The 17,006-nt window shown below is 72.7% G+C and carries 16 protein-coding genes; 8 read left to right on the forward strand and 8 right to left on the reverse strand.

The window, feature by feature from the left end; translation table 11 throughout:
• Window positions 1-109 precede the first annotated feature (109 nt).
• Window positions 110-1,072, reverse strand: coding sequence for an ATPase BagA (bagA, locus tag ACY0MR_RS19985; RefSeq protein WP_388801578.1), 963 nt, complete (start codon window positions 1,070-1,072; stop codon window positions 110-112).
• Window positions 1,073-1,194: 122 nt separating this feature from the next.
• Here bagA and ACY0MR_RS19990 point away from each other — a divergent pair, with 122 nt between their 5' ends.
• From ACY0MR_RS19990 to ACY0MR_RS20010, 5 genes are all read left to right on the forward strand, one after another.
• Window positions 1,195-1,353 (forward strand): DUF4177 domain-containing protein, encoded by a 159-nt coding sequence (locus ACY0MR_RS19990; RefSeq protein WP_015034547.1) that lies wholly within the window; start codon window positions 1,195-1,197, stop codon window positions 1,351-1,353.
• A complete protein-coding gene (locus tag ACY0MR_RS19995) occupies window positions 1,350-1,820 on the forward strand; it encodes a RidA family protein (RefSeq protein WP_361847602.1) in 471 nt (156 codons plus the stop codon). Before ACY0MR_RS19990 ends, ACY0MR_RS19995 begins: the two co-directional genes overlap by 4 nt.
• Before the next feature lie 226 nt (window positions 1,821-2,046).
• Window positions 2,047-2,913 carry an NUDIX hydrolase gene (locus ACY0MR_RS20000; protein WP_388801575.1) on the forward strand — a complete coding sequence of 289 codons (867 nt, stop codon included), beginning with the start codon at window positions 2,047-2,049 and terminating at the stop codon, window positions 2,911-2,913.
• Entirely contained in the window at window positions 2,910-3,740 is an 831-nt protein-coding gene (locus tag ACY0MR_RS20005) for an MBL fold metallo-hydrolase (protein WP_473554485.1), read from the forward strand. Before ACY0MR_RS20000 ends, ACY0MR_RS20005 begins: the two co-directional genes overlap by 4 nt.
• A 114-nt stretch (window positions 3,741-3,854) precedes the next feature.
• Entirely contained in the window at window positions 3,855-4,739 is an 885-nt protein-coding gene (locus ACY0MR_RS20010) for a prohibitin family protein (RefSeq protein WP_361847593.1), read from the forward strand.
• A 75-nt stretch (window positions 4,740-4,814) separates the two neighbouring features.
• Here ACY0MR_RS20010 and ACY0MR_RS20015 read toward each other — a convergent pair whose 3' ends face one another.
• Window positions 4,815-5,489: a Crp/Fnr family transcriptional regulator gene (locus ACY0MR_RS20015; RefSeq protein WP_015034542.1), complete on the reverse strand. Its 675-nt coding sequence runs from the start codon at window positions 5,487-5,489 to the stop codon at window positions 4,815-4,817.
• Between the two features lie 359 nt (window positions 5,490-5,848).
• On the opposite strand from ACY0MR_RS20015, the gene nth reads away from it, so the two are divergent.
• The 3 genes from nth to ACY0MR_RS20030 all read left to right on the forward strand — a co-directional run bounded on the left by nth (window position 5,849) and on the right by ACY0MR_RS20030 (window position 8,891).
• Window positions 5,849-6,823 carry an endonuclease III gene (nth, locus tag ACY0MR_RS20020; protein ID WP_473554488.1) on the forward strand — a complete coding sequence of 325 codons (975 nt, stop codon included), beginning with the start codon at window positions 5,849-5,851 and terminating at the stop codon, window positions 6,821-6,823.
• A 79-nt stretch (window positions 6,824-6,902) separates the two neighbouring features.
• A complete protein-coding gene (locus ACY0MR_RS20025) occupies window positions 6,903-7,604 on the forward strand; it encodes an NUDIX hydrolase (protein WP_473554491.1) in 702 nt (233 codons plus the stop codon).
• Window positions 7,605-7,691: 87 nt separating this feature from the next.
• Window positions 7,692-8,891, forward strand: coding sequence for a MarP family serine protease (locus ACY0MR_RS20030; RefSeq protein ID WP_361847584.1), 1,200 nt, complete (start codon window positions 7,692-7,694; stop codon window positions 8,889-8,891).
• A gap of 65 nt (window positions 8,892-8,956) precedes the next feature.
• Here the strand turns inward: ACY0MR_RS20030 and ACY0MR_RS20035 are convergent, their stop codons facing one another.
• The 6 genes from ACY0MR_RS20035 to ACY0MR_RS20060 all read right to left on the reverse strand — a co-directional run bounded on the left by ACY0MR_RS20035 (window position 8,957) and on the right by ACY0MR_RS20060 (window position 17,002).
• Window positions 8,957-9,154 carry a hypothetical protein gene (locus ACY0MR_RS20035; RefSeq protein ID WP_361847581.1) on the reverse strand — a complete coding sequence of 66 codons (198 nt, stop codon included), beginning with the start codon at window positions 9,152-9,154 and terminating at the stop codon, window positions 8,957-8,959.
• 170 nt (window positions 9,155-9,324) lie between these two features.
• Complete coding sequence (locus tag ACY0MR_RS20040) at window positions 9,325-10,263, reverse strand: alpha/beta fold hydrolase (protein WP_361847578.1); 939 nt, start codon at window positions 10,261-10,263, stop codon at window positions 9,325-9,327.
• A complete protein-coding gene (locus ACY0MR_RS20045; protein WP_073908084.1) occupies window positions 10,260-10,757 on the reverse strand; it encodes a phage holin family protein in 498 nt (165 codons plus the stop codon). The genes ACY0MR_RS20040 and ACY0MR_RS20045 overlap by 4 nt, the downstream gene beginning before the upstream one ends.
• A 57-nt stretch (window positions 10,758-10,814) precedes the next feature.
• The gene (gene nhaA, locus ACY0MR_RS20050; RefSeq protein ID WP_388801558.1) at window positions 10,815-12,209 is read right to left on the reverse strand and encodes a Na+/H+ antiporter NhaA; all 1,395 of its coding nucleotides are present in this window, start codon (window positions 12,207-12,209) and stop codon (window positions 10,815-10,817) included.
• Window positions 12,210-12,474: 265 nt separating this feature from the next.
• Entirely contained in the window at window positions 12,475-14,430 is a 1,956-nt protein-coding gene (acs, locus tag ACY0MR_RS20055; protein WP_361847571.1) for an acetate--CoA ligase, read from the reverse strand.
• A gap of 217 nt (window positions 14,431-14,647) precedes the next feature.
• Window positions 14,648-17,002, reverse strand: coding sequence for a SulP family inorganic anion transporter (locus ACY0MR_RS20060; protein WP_403318306.1), 2,355 nt, complete (start codon window positions 17,000-17,002; stop codon window positions 14,648-14,650).
• Window positions 17,003-17,006: the final 4 nt, after the last annotated feature.

A 17,006-nucleotide genomic window follows, 5' to 3' on the forward strand; every position in this document is an offset into this window, starting at 1 on the left:
GCGCCGCCGCCGGGCGCCGCGGCCGCCGAGGGGGCTCCGGCGGCCGGGACCGCGTCCCGGCCGCCGCGGGTCGGGGCCGGGGACGTGCCGCGGCCCGGGGACTTCTCCGTCACGTGCCCACCCCTTGCTTCCGCAGTTCCTTCGCCAGCCGGTAGAGCCCCGCGATGTCCGCCCCGTCGCCGAGGAAGGGCAGCTCGTACGTCGGTACGCCGACGCCCTCCAGGACCGCGCGCTGCGCCCGCTCCAGCTCCACCCGCCGGGCGTGCTCGGTCGCCTGCTCCAGGAGGGGCTCGACGAGCGTCGTGCCGCCCGCGACGCCCGCCGCGGCCAGCGTCCTGGCGATCGCGTCCCGGTGGTCGCCGGCGGCGGCCCGTACGGCGGCCTCGTCGAGGATGTGCGGCCGGACCATGTTCACCACGACCCGCCCCACCGGCAGTTCGGCGGCCCGGAGCTCGGCGATGCCGTCCGCGGTCTCCTGGACCGGCATCTCCTCCAGCAGGGTCACCAGGTGCACCGCCGTCTCGGGCGACTTCAGGACCCGCATGACGGCCTGCGCCTGGTTGTGTATCGGGCCGATCCTGGCCAGGCCCGCCACCTCGTCGTTCACGTTGAGGAAGCGGGTGATGCGCCCCGTGGGGGGCGCGTCCATCACCACGTGGTCGTAGGTCGGGCGGCCGTCCTTCTCCCGCCGCCGGACCGCCTCGCACGCCTTGCCGGTCAGCAGGACGTCCCGCACCCCCGGCGCTATCGTCGTCGCGAAGTCGATCGCGCCGAGCTTCTTGAGGGCGCGTCCGGCGCTGCCCAGTTTGTAGAACATCTGGAGGTAGTCGAGGAGCGCGCGCTCGGCGTCGATGGCCAGCGCGAACACCTCGCCGCCGCCCGGGGCGACGGCGATCTTGCGTTCCTCGTACGGAAGGGCCTCCGTCTCGAAGAGCTGTGCGATGCCCTGTCTGCCTTCGACCTCGACGAGGAGGGTGCGCTTGCCCTCCGTCGCGAGGGCGAGCGCGAGGGCGGCGGCGACCGTCGTCTTACCGGTACCGCCCTTGCCGCTGACGACCTGGAGCCTGCTCACGCTGTCGAGCCTAACCACTGGCGGCGCCGCCCAATCAGGAGGCCGCCTCCGAGAAGCCCGCGGGGGGCGGCTCCAGGGCGGCCTCGGAGAGCCGCCCCGCGCCAGCGGATACAGTCGGGCCCATGACCAAGTGGGAGTACGTCACGGTGCCGCTTCTGGTGCACGCGACCAAGCAGATTCTGGACACCTGGGGCGAGGACGGCTGGGAGCTCGTCCAGGTCGTGCCCGGGCCGAACAACCCCGAGCAGCTCGTGGCCTACCTGAAGCGGGCCAAGTCGTGAGCGGGGCCGTCGAGGCGAAGCTCGCCGAACTCGGCCTGACGCTGCCGGCCGTGGTGCCGCCGCTCGCCGCCTACCAGCCGGCCGTGCAGTCGGGCGTCTACGTCTACACCTCGGGCCAGCTCCCGATGGTGGGCGGCGAGCTCCCGCTGACCGGCAAGGTCGGCGCCGAGGTCACCGCCGAGGAGGCCAAGAAGCTCGCCGCCACCTGCGCGCTGAACGCCCTCGCGGCCGTGAAGTCGGTCGCCGGTGACCTCGACCGGATCAAGCGGGTCGTGAAGGTCGTCGGCTTCGTCGCCTCCGCCGCCGACTTCACCGGGCAGCCGGGCGTCGTCAACGGCGCCAGCGAGCTGCTGGGCGCGGTCCTCGGCGACAAGGGCGTGCACGCGCGCAGCGCCGTCGGCGTGACCGTGCTGCCGCTCGACGCCCCGGTCGAGGTCGAGGTCCAGGTCGAGCTCGTCGACGCCTGACCCGCACGACCCGGCCGCCCGGCCCCGTACGGCGCCGCCCCGCGGCCGCGCCGTACGACCCCGGCCGTCCGGCCCCTCGTACGACCCCGGCCGTCCGGCCCCTCGTACGACCCCGGCCGTCCTCCGTACGACACCGCGGAGCCGGTTCTCCCGTACGGGCCCGCGTGGGCCCGCCCGGCGAGGACCGGCTCTCGTGCATTCACGTACGTGCGCATACCATCCGGCCATGTCGAATGGTCAGTGGTACCCGCCCGAGTGGCCCGACCGCATCCGCGCCCTCGCCGCCGGTGAGCTCACCCCGGTGGCCCCGCGGCGCGCCGCCACCGTCCTGCTGCTGCGGGACGGGGCCGCCGGTCCCGACGTCCACATGCTGCGCCGCCGTGCCTCCATGGCCTTCGCGGGCGGCGCGTACGCCTACCCGGGCGGCGGGGTCGACCCGCGCGACGAGCACCCGGTGCGCTGGGCGGGCCCCTCCCTGGAGACCTGGGCGGCCCGGCTCGGCCTCGACGACCCGGCCCAGGCCCAGGCCGTGGTCTGCGCCGCCGTGCGCGAGACGTACGAGGAGGCGGGCGTCCTGCTCGCCGGGGAGACCGGGGACGCGGTCGTCGGCGACACCACCGGCGAGGACTGGGAGCGGGACCGGGAGGCGCTCGTCGCCCGGGAGCTCTCCTTCGCCGAGTTCCTCGACCGGCGCGGGCTCGTCGTCCGCTCCGACCTGCTCGGCGCGTGGGCCCGCTGGATCACGCCGGAGTTCGAGCAGCGCCGGTACGACACCTGGTTCTTCGTGGCCGCCCTGCCGGCCGGGCAGCGCACCAGGAACGCCTCCACGGAGGCCGACCGGACCGTCTGGATCCGCCCGGCGGAGGCGGCGGCCGGCTACGACCGGGGCGAGCTGACCATGATGCCGCCGACCATCTCGACCCTGCGCACCCTGGAGCCGTACGGCACGGCCGCCGAGGCCCTCGCGGGGGCGCGGGAGCAGGACATGACCCCCGTCCTCGCCCAGGCGCGCCTGGAGGGCGACGCGCTGGTCCTGAGCTGGCCCGGGCACGAGGAGTTCACCAAGATCATCCCGACGGGAGGCGCCCGATGAGCGACGCCGCCGCCCTGCCCGGCCAGCCGCGCGGACTCGTGACCTCCGGGCCCGCGACCGAGCGCGCCGTGAACGTCCTCGCGCCGAACCCGTCGGCGATGACCCTCGACGGCACCAACACCTGGCTGCTCTCCGAGCCCGGCTCCGACCTCGCCGTCGTCGTCGACCCCGGACCGCGCGACGAGGGCCACCTGCGCCGGGTGATCGCCACCGCCGGGCAGCTCGGCAAGCGGGTCGCGCTCACGCTGCTGACCCACGGCCACCCGGACCACGCCGAGGGCGCCGCGCTCTTCGCCGAACTGACCGGGACGCCCGTGCGAGCCCTCGACCCGGCGCTGCGGCTCGGCGACGAGGGACTCGGCGCGGGCGACGTGGTGGCCGTCGGCGGCCTGGAGCTGCGGGTGGTCCCGACCCCCGGCCACACCTCCGACTCGCTCTCCTTCCACCTGCCGGCCGACGGGGCGGTCCTCACGGGCGACACGATCCTGGGCCGCGGGACGACGATGGTGGCCCATCCGGACGGCCGCCTCGGCGACTACCTGGACTCGCTGCGGCGGCTGCGCTCGCTCACCGTCGACGACGGGGTGCACACGGTCCTGCCGGGCCACGGGCCGGTCCTGGAGGACGCGCAGGGGGCCGTGGAGTTCTATCTCGCCCACCGCGCGAGCAGGCTCGCCCAGGTGGAGACGGCGGTCGAGAACGGCCTGCGGACGTCGTCGGAGGTCGTCGCCCACGTGTACGCGGACGTGGACCGCTCGCTCTGGCCCGCGGCCGAGCTGTCCGTGCGGGCGCAGCTGGAGTACCTGCGGGAGCGCGGTCTGGTCTGAGCGAAGGGCCGGAGCGGTCACGATCCGGAACCGAGCGGCCCCCCGGCGCGTCGGTCGTCTTGACCTGTGCTTTACGCTCCGCTTACTTCTGACCTAGCTCCGGGGGGAACGCCCGTGTTCGTCATCGCCATCCTGCTGCTCATAGCCGCAGTGGTGCTCTTCTTCGTCGGCCGCGCCAACGACTCCAAGGGACTGCGGTTCGGCGCCCTCGGCGCCGTCCTGGCCGGCGTGTTCTCGCTGATCGTGAGCATGACGTACGTGATCAGCGCCTACGAGGTCGGCGTGCCGGTCGCCTTCGGCAAGGTGGGCACGCCCATGACCTCCGGCATGCACGTGAAGTCGCCCTTCACCGACGTGACGACCTTCTCGACCCGACCGGTCGACCTCAACCTGTCCGACAAGGACGTGGTCGAGGTCCGCTCCTCGCAGGGCGGCGTCATGTACGCCGAGGTCACCGTGAAGTGGGCCGTCGTCCCGACCAAGTCGGTCGAGCTGTACAAGCTCGCGGGCAGCGAGGACGCCATCCAGCAGCGGCTGGTCTACCCGGACAGCCGGGAGATCGTCCGCAACGTCTTCGCCCGCTACACCAGCGAGCAGGGCTACGCCTCCGACCGCGAGAAGATCAACGCCGAGATCGGCTCGCTGATCAAGGAGCGGCTGGCCCCGCGCGGCATCGCCGTGACCACGGTCAACCTGCGCAACGTGAAGCCCTCGGACTCGCTCCAGGCCCAGATCGACCGCAAGATCCAGCAGCAGCAGGCCACCGAGCGCGCCACCGAGGCCGCCCGCACGGCCAAGGCCGAGGCGGACCGGCGTCGGATCGAGGCGGAGGGCATCGCCCGCGCCAACAAGATCCTCAACGACTCGCTGACGGACAAGGTCCTGATGAACCAGTGCATCGACGCGTACAAGGAGGCCGCCGCGAAGAACCCGGTCTACACCGTGCCCTGCGCGAACGGCTCCTCGGCGCCGGTGATCGTGGACGGCTCGAAGCGCTGACGGCCGCCCGTCCGGCGGGCGCACGCGAAGGGCCGCCCCGGCCGGTCGGCCGGGGCGGCCCTTCGTCCGTGACGACTAGCGCGAGCGCTTCGCGAGGCGCTCGACGTCCAGCAGGATGACGGCGCGGGCCTCCAGGCGCAGCCAGCCGCGCTGGGCGAAGTCGGCGAGCGCCTTGTTGACCGTCTCGCGGGAGGCGCCGACCAGCTGGGCCAGCTCCTCCTGGGTGAGGTCGTGGACGACGTGGATGCCTTCCTCGGACTGCACGCCGAAGCGGCGCGACAGGTCGAGGAGGGCGCGGGCGACACGGCCCGGCACGTCGGAGAAGACCAGGTCGGACATCTGGTCGTTGGTCTTGCGCAGCCGGCGGGCGACGGCGCGCAGCAGCGCGGTGGCCACCTCGGGGCGGGCGTTCAGCCAGGGCTGGAGGTCGCCGTGGCCCAGGCCCAGCAGCTTGACCTCGGTCAGCGCGGTGGCGGTGGCGGTGCGCGGGCCCGGGTCGAAGAGCGAGAGCTCGCCGATCAGCTCGCCGGGGCCGAGGACGGCCAGCATGTTCTCCCGGCCGTCGGGGGAGGTGCGGTGCAGCTTCACCTTGCCCTCGGTGACCACGTACAGGCGGTCGCCGGGGTCGCCCTCGTGGAAGAGCGCGTCGCCACGGGCGAGCGTCGCCTCACTCATCGAGGCGCGCAGCTCGGCAGCCTGCTCGTCATCGAGCGCCGCGAAGAGCGGGGCGCGCCGCAGAACGTCGTCCACGAGTTCTCTCCATACTGTCGACCTGCTCAGGGACCTGCGTCCCATGATGCCGGACGTACAAAACAGTGCGATCAATCACAACAAGTTTGACGTACCGAGCCGCCCGACCGTACGTCAGGGGCCCGATTGGGGTCTGATCGGCCACGCCCGGGGCGGATGTCGGTGGGGGCCCCTAGGCTGGCCGGGTGTCCAACTCGCCGGTGAGAGCGCAGGCCAAGGGGGCTGAAAGAGTGTCGGCCGAAGGTAATTCCGCTGTGGGCGAACGCGGCGTGTCGAAACGGACGAAAGACGCTAATCGGAAGCCTTCCGGGTCCACGGAGCCGGGGGGACCTGCGGGGTCCGGGGACCCCGCCGGGGGAGTGAAGTCGGCGAAGAAGACCGGGCCGGCCAAGGAGGCGAAGGCCACGGGGTCCGCGAAGGCAGCCGAGTCCGCCGCCTCCAAGTCCGCCGGGTCCGCCACGTCTACCAAGTCCGCCGCCGCCTCCAAGGCCCCCACCGCCTCCAGGAAGGCCTCCACGGCCGCCGCCCCGGCGAAGCCCGCCAAGCCCGCCAAGCCCGCCAAGCCCGAGTCCCGGCTCGCGATGGTCCGCCGGGCCCGCCGGATCAACCGCGAGCTCGCCGAGGTCTTCCCGTACGCCCATCCGGAGCTCGACTTCCGCAGTCCCTTCGAGCTGCTGGTCGCCACGGTCCTCTCGGCCCAGACCACCGACCTGCGGGTCAACCAGACCACCCCGGCCCTCTTCGCGAAGTACCCCACCCCCGAGGACCTCGCCGCCGCCGTGCCCGAGGAGGTCGAGGAGCTCATCCGCCCCACCGGCTTCTTCCGCGCCAAGACCAAGTCGATCATGGGGCTGGCGGCGGCCCTCCGGGACGACTTCGGCGGAGAGGTCCCCGGCCGCCTGGAGGACCTCGTCAAGCTCCCCGGCGTCGGCCGCAAGACCGCGTTCGTCGTCCTCGGGAACGCCTTCGGGGTCCCCGGCATCACCGTCGACACCCACTTCATGCGGCTCGTCAGGCGCTGGCGCTGGACCGAGTCCGAGGACCCCGTGAAGATCGAGGCCGAGGTCGCCACGATCTTCCCGAAGAGCGAGTGGACGATGCTCTCCCACCGGGTGATCTTCCACGGCCGCCGCATCTGCCACGCCCGCAAGCCGGCCTGCGGCGCCTGCCCGATCACCCACCTCTGCCCGTCGTACGGCGAGGGGGAGACCGACCCGGAGAAGGCGAGGAAGCTGCTCAAGTACGAGATGGGCGGCCTCCCCGGCCAGCGGCTCGACCCGCCGCCCGGCTACCCGGGCCGCCCGGCGCCCCCGCTGGGCGCGAACGGCGACTGAACCCGCTCCCGGCCCACCGCGAGAGCTCCAGAGGGAACGAACCCGTACATCGATGGCGTTGTGAAAGCCGGGGGTGCCAATGACGCGCACTGACGAAGAGATCCACGGGCCCGGCACCGGGCTGCTCAGCCGGGACGGGCTGCCCGACTGGCTCGGGCCCGTCGACCGGGCCGCCCGCACGGTCCGGCCCGAGCAGCTGAGCCGCTTCCTGCCGCCCGCGAGCGGCGCGGGGCGGCAGTCCGCCGTGCTCGTCCTCTTCGGCGAGGGCGAGCACGGCCCCGAGCTGCTCCTCATGGAGCGGGCCGGCAGCCTCCGCTCGCACGCCGGACAGCCCTCCTTCCCCGGCGGCGCCCTCGACCCCGAGGACGGCGCCCCGGCGGACGGCGGGCTGCTGCGCGCCGCCCTGCGGGAGGCCCGGGAGGAGACCGGCCTCGACCCGGCCGGCGTCCAGCTCTTCGCCGTCCTCCCCCAGCTCTACATCCCGGTCAGCGGCTTCGTCGTCACCCCCGTCCTCGGCTGGTGGCGCGCCCCCAGCCCCGTCGGGGTCGTCGACCCCGGCGAGACCGCCCGGGTCTTCACCGTGCCCGTGGCCGATCTCACGGATCCGGCGAACCGCGCGACCGCGGTCCACCCGAGCGGCCACCAGGGTCCCGCCTTCCTGGTCGCGTCCGCCCTGGTCTGGGGTTTTACCGCCGGAGTGATCGACAGACTCCTGCACTTCTCCGGCTGGGAGCGCCCCTGGGACCGCTCCAGGCAGGTCCCGCTCGACTGGCGCTCATGACAGGCTGAACCCCGGCGACGACGGCTGAACCCCGGCGGACCGGCGAGAACGCCGGACTCCGGAAACGAATCTGCGAGGCATTTGACGGTGAACGTGCTGGACATCCTGTTGCTGCTCGCCGCCGTGTGGTTCGCGATCATCGGCTACCGCCAGGGGTTCGTGGTCGGCATCCTGTCGGTGATCGGCTTCCTCGGCGGCGGCCTCGTCGCCGTCCTGCTGCTGCCCGTCCTCTGGGACCAGCTCACCGACAACAGCGAGGTCTCGACCACGGCCACGGTCGTCTTCGTGATGGTGGTCATCGTCTGCGCCTCCGTCGGCCAGGCCTTCACCACCCACCTGGGCAACAAGGTGCGCCGACACATCACCTGGTCGCCGGCCCGCGCCCTCGACGCCACCGGCGGCGCCCTGGTCAACGTCGTCGCGATGCTGCTCGTGGCCTGGCTGATCGGCTCCGGACTCGCCCGCACCACCATGCCCACCCTGGGCAAGGAGGTGCGGACCTCCAAGGTCCTGCTCGGGGTCGAACAGGTGATGCCGGCTCAGGCGTCGCGCTGGTTCGACGACTTCAGCTCCACGCTGGCCCGCAGCGGCTTCCCGCCGGTCTTCAGCCCCTTCGCCGACGAACCGATCACCCCCGTCGTGCCCCCGGACCCGGAGCTCGCCCGGAGCCCCGTCGCCGAGCGCGCCCAGCGCTCCATCGTGAAGGTCGTCGGCACCGCGCAGAGCTGCGGCAAGGTCCTCGAAGGCACCGGGTTCGTCTTCGCCGACCGCCGGATCATGACCAACGCCCACGTCGTCGGCGGGGTCGACGAGCCGACCGTCCAGATAGGCGGCGAGGGCAGGCTCTACGACGCCAAGGTCGTCCTCTACGACTGGCAGCGCGACATCGCCGTCCTGGACGTCCCCGACCTCGAAGCCACCCCGCTGGCCTTCACCGACGAGGACGCCCGCAGCGGCGACAGCGCGATCGTCGCCGGATTCCCGGAGAACGGCTCGTACGACGTGCGCTCGGCGCGCGTCCGCGGCCGCATCAACGCCGACGGACCCGACATCTACCGCCGGGGCGAGGTGCGCAGGGACGTGTACTCGCTGTACACGACCGTCCGCCAGGGAAACTCCGGCGGCCCGCTCCTCACCGTGGACGGCGAGGTGTACGGCGTGATCTTCGCCCGCTCCCTCGACGACGCGAACACCGGCTACGCCCTGACCGTCGACGAGATCCGCGAGGACATCGAGCGCGGCAGGACCGCGAACCAGCAGGTCGACACGGAGGCCTGCGCGCTGTAACCCGCCGCATGCCAGACGTGTGGGGCCCCGACCGACGGTCGGGGCCCCACACGTCTGCGGTGCTGTTACGGGGTGTCGCGGGGGTGCCGGAGCCGGGCGGACACCCAGCGGGCCCGGCGGCGGAGGATGCGCGAGATCCCCACTCCCTGCGTGGCGTGCCGACCGGCCGGATCCGGCGGTCCGGCCCCCTCGCGGGAGCCCTGCCCGACGGCCGAGCGGCGGTTGCGTGCTGCCGTGTCACTGTAGTCGTGCGTCCAGCCCATACCTCGACGTCTGCCCGTGGCCCAAGGTCGGTAACCTCCCCCGGGCCCGCCAATTGGAGTATGCGCGAGGCACATGGCCGTTCGAAGGAAGTCTGTACGCATCAGGGCGGCCAGAGGGACCGTCAGCGGCCGGCGGAGGCCCGTCCGGAGCCCGGGGGCCCCGACGCCCGTCAGCGGTCCGGCTCGGGGTCCTTCAGCCAGTTGACGAGCTCCGTCGAGAAGCCCACCGGGTCCTCCTCGTGCGGGAAGTGCCCGAGCCCGTCGAAGAGACGCCAGCGGTACGGCGCCTCCACGTACTCGCCGGACCCCGCGGCGCTGCGGGTCCGCATCACCGGGTCCAGCGAGCCGTGCAGATGCAGTGTCGGCACCCGCACCGGACGCTTCATGCGCCGGTTGAACTGGATGCCGTCCGGGCGGGCCAGCGACCGCACCATCCAGCGGTACGGCTCGATCGAGCAGTGCGCCGTCGACGGCACCAGCATCGCCCGCCGGTACACCTCGATCGCCTGCTCCTCGGAGGCGCGTACGGGCTTCGGCCCCGACCAGTCCCGGATCAGCTCGCCCACCAGCGCCGCGTCGTCCGCGACGAGCTGACGCTCCGGCAGCCACGGCCGCTGGAAGCCCCAGATGTGCGACCCGGCCCGCGACTGCGCGAAGTCGGAGAGCATCGCCGAGCGCCAGCGGCGCGGGTGCGGCATCGAGGACACCACGAGCCGGCGCACCAGCTTGGGCCGCATGACGGCCGCCGTCCAGGCGAGGTAGCCGCCCAGGTCGTGACCGACGAGCGCCGCGTCCGGCTCGCCCAGCGACCGGATCACCCCGGTGACGTCGAGCGCCAGGTTGGCGGGGTCGTAGCCCCGGGGGGTGCGGTCGCTGCCGCCGACCCCGCGCAGGTCCATCGCGACGGCCCGGAAACCGGCCTCGGCGAGCAGCGGCAGCTGGTGGCGCCAGGTCCACCAGAACTGCGGGAAGCCGTGCAGGAGCAGCACCAGGGGGCCGTCGCCCATCTCGGCGATGTGGAAGCGGGCGCCGTTGGCGGCCACGTCGCGATGGGTCCACGGCCCGTCGAGCCGGACGGGCCCGCCGTTGCTGCTCTCGGGGAGGGTCATACCGACGAGCGTGCCACAGCCGGAGCCTTGTCCAGCGCCTTGTCCAGGGCCTTGGCGGGCTCGGGGCGCGGGTGCGGCTTGACGGTGGAGATCACCGCGGCCGTCTGCTTGGCGGACGCGATGGACTTCTCCGGCGGCTTGACCTTCTTGAACTTGGCGTACGCGATCACGCCGAGCAGCACCGCGAGCAGCACGTTCGCCGCGAAGGAGAGCAGGAAGCACCAGACGAGGTTCCAGCCCCCGTTGCCGTTGTGCCCGCCGGTCCAGGTGTTGATGGCGTACGCGAGCGCGAAGCTGAGCATCGGCAGTGAGAACAGCAGGACGACCGCGGCCGTGATGCCGGCGGCGCTCCCGATCACACCGCGCTTGACGTCCTGCCTGATCTCGGCCTTGGCCAGGGCGAGCTCGTCGTGCACGAGTGCGGACATCTCGGCGGTCGCCGAGGCGACCAGCTGACCGAGACTGCGCTCGGTTCCGTCGTACGGGTCGCTCATCGCTGCTCCCTCTTCTCTTCTGCGGTCCGCGTTCTCTTCTGCACGGTCCGACTCAGATCATGCCGGACGGTCGGCCCCGTCGCGCGGTGCCCCCGCCAGTCGGGCGCGCTCGCGGTGTTCCGCGGCCTTCTTCTCGTAGATCGCGGCCATCCGGAGGTGGTACTCCGGGTTGTCCTCCTCGTAGATGTCGGGGATGCCGTCCTCGTCGTCGTCGCGCTCCTCGGCGGAGACGAGCGCCTGGTACTTCCGCACCCGCAGTTTCAGCAGGACGGAGGCGAGGACGGCCGCGACGAGCGAGCCGACGAGGACCGCGGCCTTCACCTCGTCGGTGAGGGTCTCGTCCCCGGCGAAGGCGAGCTCGCCGATGAGCAGCGAGACGGTGAAGCCGATGCCGGCCAGGGTGGCGACGGCGAAGACGTCCGGCCAGGACAGGTCGGGGTTGAGCTCCGCACGGGTGAAGCGGGCGGTGAGCCAGGTGCCGCCGAAGATGCCGATGGTCTTGCCGACGACGAGCCCGAGGACGACGCCGAGGGTGACGGGCTGGGTGAAGACGTCGTGGATCGCGCCCCCCGAGATGCTCACGCCGGCCGAGAAGAGCGCGAACAGCGGGACGGCGAGGCCGGCCGAGAGCGGGCGGACCAGGTGCTCGATGTGCTCGCCGGGGGAGTGCTGCTCGCCCTCGCGGGTGGTGCAGCGGAGCATCAGCCCCATGGCGACGCCGGCGATGGTGGCGTGGACGCCGCTGTTGTACATCAGGCCCCAGATGACCAGGGCCAGCGGGACGTACACGTACCAGCCGCGGACCTCCTTGCGGAGCAGCAGCCAGAAGAGGAGGAGTCCGGCGAAGGCGCCGCCGAGCGCGGCGAAGTTCAGGTCGCTGGTGAAGAAGATCGCGATGATCAGGATGGCGAAGAGGTCGTCGACGACGGCGAGGGTGAGCAGGAAGGCGCGCAGCGCGGAGGGCAGCGAGGTGCCGATGACGGCGAGGACGGCGAGCGCGAAGGCGATGTCCGTCGCGGTGGGGACGGCCCAGCCGTCCATCGAGCCGTTGCCGAGGGTGTTGACCAGGGCGTAGACGAGGGCGGGCGCGGCCATGCCGCAGAGGGCGGCGATGACGGGGAGCGCGGCGGCCCTGGGGTCGCGGAGTTCACCGGCGACGAGTTCGCGCTTGAGCTCGATGCCGGCGACGAAGAAGAAGATCGCGAGGAGGCCGTCGGCCGCCCAGTGCTGGATCGAGAGGTCGAGGCCGAGGGCGGCGGGGCCCAGGTGGAAGTCGCTGACGGCCTCGTAGCTGCCGCTCAGGGTGTTGGCCCAGACGAGGGCGGCGACGGCGGCGACGAGGAGCAGGACACCGCCGACGGTCTCGGTCCGGAGGGCGTCGGTGAGGTACCGGCGCTCGGGCAGGGGGAGCCGGCCGAGGAACTTGCGGTCGGTGGGTGCGGGCGCGGGCACGGGGGAGAACCTCCGGTCGGGTGGGCAGGACTGAGCACATGCCGACCAGACTTCCCGGCGCACCTAGGTCTTCTTGTCGCGTCGTTGACGCGCCCCTTACCGTACCCAACGCGCGTGGGGTGTGTCCGGCGAGAATTACTTTAGGGAACTATGCGGCTTTCGTCCCCCGGGATGGAGCGTCCGGGAACGGCGAACGCCCGCCCCGGTCGCTCGGGGCGGGCGTGCGCGGTGTACCCGCGGGGAGTCCGCGGCGTACGGGCCGGGCTCAGTCCTCGCTGGAGGCGCTCGGCAGCTGGGTCTGGATGAGCGACATCACCGACGAGTCGGTCAGGGTCGTCACGTCGCCCAGCTCGCGGTTCTCCGCGACGTCGCGCAGGAGTCGGCGCATGATCTTGCCCGAGCGGGTCTTCGGCAGCTCCGCCACCGGCAGGACCCGCTTCGGCTTGGCGATCGGGCCGAGGGTCGCGCCGACGTGGTTGCGGAGCTCGGCGACCAGGCTCTCGTCTTGGCTGGCCGTGCCGCGCAGGATGACGAAGGCCACGATCGCCTGACCGGTCGTCTCGTCGGCCGCGCCCACGACGGCCGCCTCGGCGACGGCGGGGTGCGAGACGAGCGCCGACTCGACCTCGGTGGTCGAGATGTTGTGACCGGAGACGAGCATGACGTCGTCGACCCGGCCGAGCAGCCAGATGTCGCCGTCCTCGTCCTTCTTGGCCCCGTCGCCGGCGAAGTACTTGCCCTCGAAGCGGGACCAGTACGTGTCGATGTAGCGCTGGTCGTCGCCCCAGATGGTGCGGAGCATCGACGGCCACGGCTCGGTGAGGACCAGGTAGCCGCCCCCGCCGTTCGGCACCTCGTTGGCCTCGTCGTCGACGACGGTCGCGGAGATGCCCGGCAGCGGGCGCTGGGCGGAGCCCGGCTTGGTCTCGGTGACGCCCGGCAGCGGCGAGATCATCATCGCGCCCGTCTCGGTCTGCCACCAGGTGTCCACGATCGGGGTCTTGCCGGCGCCGATGTGCTCGCGGTACCAGACCCAGGCCTCGGGGTTGATCGGCTCGCCGACCGAGCCCAGGACCCGGAGGCTGGACAGGTCGAACTTGGCGGGGATGTCGTCGCCCCACTTCATGAACGTGCGGATCGCGGTGGGCGCCGTGTAGAGGATCGTGACGCCGTACTTCTGCACGATCTCCCAGAACCGCCCCTGGTGCGGGGTGTCCGGGGTGCCCTCGTACATGACCTGCGTCGCGCCGTTGGCCAGCGGGCCGTAGACGATGTACGAGTGTCCGGTGACCCAGCCGATGTCGGCGGTGCACCAGTAGACGTCGCTCTCCGGCTTGAGGTCGAAGACGGCGTGGTGGGTGTACGCGGCCTGGGTGAGGTAGCCGCCGGAGGTGTGGAGGATGCCCTTGGGCTTCCCGGTGGTGCCGGAGGTGTAGAGGATGAAGAGCGGGTGCTCCGCCTCGAAGGCCTCCGGGGTGTGCTCGGCGGACTGGCGGGCGACGATGTCGTCCCACCAGACGTCGCGGCCCTCGGTGAAGGCGGTGTCCTGGCCCGTGCGGCGGACCACGAGGACGTGCTCGACCTGCGGGCACTTGGCGACGGCCTCGTCGATGGCCGGCTTGAGGGCGCTCGGCTTGCCGCGGCGGTAGCCGCCGTCGGCGGTGACGACCAGCTTGGCGTCGGCGTCCTGGATGCGGGAGGCCACGGCGTCGGCCGAGAAGCCGCCGAAGACCACCGAGTGGGCGGCGCCGACGCGGGCGCAGGCCAGCATCGTGACGGCCGCCTCGGGGATCATCGGGAGGTAGACGGCGACGCGGTCGCCCTTCCGGACGCCCAGCTCGGTCAGGGCGTTGGCCGCCTTGGAGACCTCGTCCTTGAGCTCGGCGTAGGTGATCGAGCGGCTGTCGCCCGGCTCGCCCTCGAAGTGGATGGCGACCCGGTCGCCGTGGCCGGCCTCGACGTGCCGGTCGACGCAGTTGTACGCCACGTTCAGCTCGCCGTCGGCGAACCACTTGGCGAACGGCGGGTTCGACCAGTCGAGGGTCTCGGTCGGCTCGGTGGCCCAGGTCAGGCGCTTGGCCTGCTCGGCCCAGAAGCCCAGCCTGTCCGCCTTGGCCTGCTCGTACGCCTCCGCCGTCACGTTGGCGTCCGCGGCCAGCTCGGCGGGCGGCGCGAACCGTCGCTCTTCCCGAAGCAGATTGGCCAGGCTTTCGTTGCTCACGACATCTCCCTTTCCCAGGGCGTCCTCTGTGCGTATGTGTCCCGCGTCATAGCTCATCAGTCGAAGGCCCGGGTGACAAGGGCCTCCGGGCAATTGGTTTAGACCTGTGAGCCGTCCGGCGTGCGGGGGCCCCTCCTCCCGAGCGGTGGGAGAAGGGGCCACACAGTCTCACGGACCGGGGGAGCGGAAGGTTCAGGACGCGCTGCCCCCGTCCCGATCAGGACGCCCGGGCCGCCTCCCGCGACTCCGTCGGCATGACCTGGGTGAACACGTCGTCGTACGAGTGCGCCTCGTCCGTCCCGGAGAGGAGGTACGCCTGCGCCTCGCCCACGTGGAAGTACACGCCGTGCAGCGAGAGCGTGCCCTCGGCCAGCCGCCGCGCCACCGGCTCGTACGCCCGGAGGTGCTCCAGCTGCTGCACCACGTTGGTGAGGCAGAGCTGCTCGACCGCGTCCGCCGGGAGGCGGCCGGAGATCCGGGCCCAGGCGTGTCTGCTGCTCGCCATCCGCTCCAGGCTCGGCCGGCCGTGGCGCAGCCAGCGGCGGAGCGGGGTCGGCGGGTCGTCCGGGCCGGCGTTGAGCAGGGCCTGCATCGCGCCGCAGCCGGAATGGCCGCAGACGGTGATCGAGTCCACCCGCAGCACCTCGACCGCGTACTCGATCGCCGCCGCCACCGAGTCGTCCCCGCTCTCCTCGCCGGGCAGCGGGACGAGGTTCCCGACGTTCCGCACGGTGAACAGGTCACCCGGGCCGCTCGACGTGATCATGCTGGTGACGAGACGGGAGTCCGCGCAGGTCAGGAAGAGCTGCGAGGGGGTCTGGCCCTCGCGGGCGAGCCGCGCGAGCTCGTCCCGGACCAGCGGCGCCGTGTTCCGCTGGAACGTGCCGATGCCGCGGGCCAGCTGGAGACCCGTGGTGCGCGGGGGCTCCACGGCCTCGTCGGGCCGCTCGGCCGGCTGCTCGCCGCACTGGTGGTTGTGCCACGGCGTCCAGGGCCGGCAGCAGGCGTGCGCCGCGACGTCCGAGGGGGTGGACTCGGCGATCCTCGCCCCCGAAGGGCCGGTGGTCTCGACGGTCCCGCCGTGCGCCAGGTGTCCCGCGGTCCAGTCGCCGAGGGTCTCGTAGGCGGCGTGGTCCATGAAGGAGCCGTCGAGCTCCACCACCACGTCCGATCCCCTGGGCAGTTGGTGCAGGGCCCGGCTCAGCCGGGGCACCGCGAGGAAGGTCAGCTGGCCCCGGACGTGCAGGAACTGGCGTCCGTCCCGCTCCTCCCGGGTGATCCGCGTGCGGGCGAGCCGCTGCATGGCGACCGCGATGGCCACGGCGATGCCGAGGGCGACGCCCTCCAGGATGCCGACGAGGACGACGCCGGACAGCGTCACCGCGTAGACCACGACCTCGCGGTGCCGGGTGACGGTGCGGATGTGGGTGATGCTCACCATCTGGATGCCGACCACCATGACCAGGGCGGCGAGCGCGGGCAGCGGGATCAGGTCGAGCACGGGCACCAGGAACAGGGCCGCGAGCACGATCCACAGGCCGTGCAGCATGGTGGAGGCGCGGCTCACCGCGCCCGCCGAGACGTTCGCGACGCTGCGGACGGCGACGCCGGCCACCGGGAGCCCGCCGAGCGCCCCGGAGACCACGTTGGCGGCGCCCTGGCCGGCGAGTTCGCGGTCGAGGGCGGTGCGCGGGATGCCGAGGCCGCCGTCCGGGCGGGCGGCGACCAGCTTGTCGACCGCGACGGCGGACAGCAGCGACTGCACGCTGGTGACCAGGGTGATCGTCAGCACGCCGGCCGCGATGCCGAGCACCGGGCCCTCGGGCAGACCGGGCAGCGCGTGGCTGCTCCAGGAGGGCAGGTCGACGCGCGGGACGGCGAGTCCGGCGAGGGTCGCCACCGCGGTCGCCCCCGCCACCGCGACGAGCGCGGCCGGGACCTTGCGAAGGAGCTTCCCCGCCCGGCCGGGCAGCCGGGGCCAGCACAGCAGCACGACCACGGTGAGGGCGCTGATGCCGAGGGCCGCCGGGTGGATGTGCGCCAACTGGGCGGGCAGCCCGAGGAAGTTGTCGACGGCGGAGCTCTGCGGGGTGCTGCCGAGCACGATGTGCAGCTGGGCGAGGGCGATGGTGACGCCGATGCCGCCGAGCATGCCGTGCACGATCGCGGGCGAGACGGCGAGGGCCGAGCGGGCCACCCGGAGGACCGAGAGCCCCAGCTGGGCGAGGCCCGCGAGCACCGTGATGGCGCAGGTGGTGCGCCAGCCGTACAACTGGATCAGCTCGGCGGTGACCACGGTGAGGCCGGCGGCCGGGCCGCTGACCTGGAGCGGGGAGCCGCCGAAGCGTCCGGCGACCAGACCGCCGACGGCGGCGGCGACCAGGCCGGACTGGAGCGGGGCTCCGGTGGCGAGCGCGATGCCGAGCGAGAGCGGCAGCGCGATCAGGAAGACGGCGATGGACGCCGACAGGTCGACGCCGGCGACACGGAAGCGGCGCGGCCCCTCCGGCGGGCTGTGCGGTCGCTGGACGCGGGGTCGGTTGGGCGTGCGGGCAGGGGTGCAGAGGGTCATTCCC

The organism is Streptomyces sp. JN8 (assembly GCF_055808075.1).

Excerpts from the sequence above, each read along its gene's own strand:
- ACY0MR_RS20035 (WP_361847581.1), bottom strand. The coding sequence starts at position 9,154 with ATGGGCTGGACGCACGACTACAGTGACACGGCAGCACGCAACCGCCGC.
- ACY0MR_RS20060 (WP_403318306.1), bottom strand. The coding sequence starts at position 17,002 with ATGACCCTCTGCACCCCTGCCCGCACGCCCAACCGACCCCGCGTCCAG.
- ACY0MR_RS20045 (WP_073908084.1), bottom strand. The coding sequence starts at position 10,757 with ATGAGCGACCCGTACGACGGAACCGAGCGCAGTCTCGGTCAGCTGGTC.
- ACY0MR_RS20025 (WP_473554491.1), top strand. The coding sequence starts at position 6,903 with ATGACGCGCACTGACGAAGAGATCCACGGGCCCGGCACCGGGCTGCTC.
- ACY0MR_RS19990 (WP_015034547.1), top strand. The coding sequence starts at position 1,195 with ATGACCAAGTGGGAGTACGTCACGGTGCCGCTTCTGGTGCACGCGACC.
- ACY0MR_RS20005 (WP_473554485.1), top strand. The coding sequence starts at position 2,910 with ATGAGCGACGCCGCCGCCCTGCCCGGCCAGCCGCGCGGACTCGTGACC.
- ACY0MR_RS20040 (WP_361847578.1), bottom strand. The coding sequence starts at position 10,263 with ATGACCCTCCCCGAGAGCAGCAACGGCGGGCCCGTCCGGCTCGACGGG.
- ACY0MR_RS20000 (WP_388801575.1), top strand. The coding sequence starts at position 2,047 with ATGTCGAATGGTCAGTGGTACCCGCCCGAGTGGCCCGACCGCATCCGC.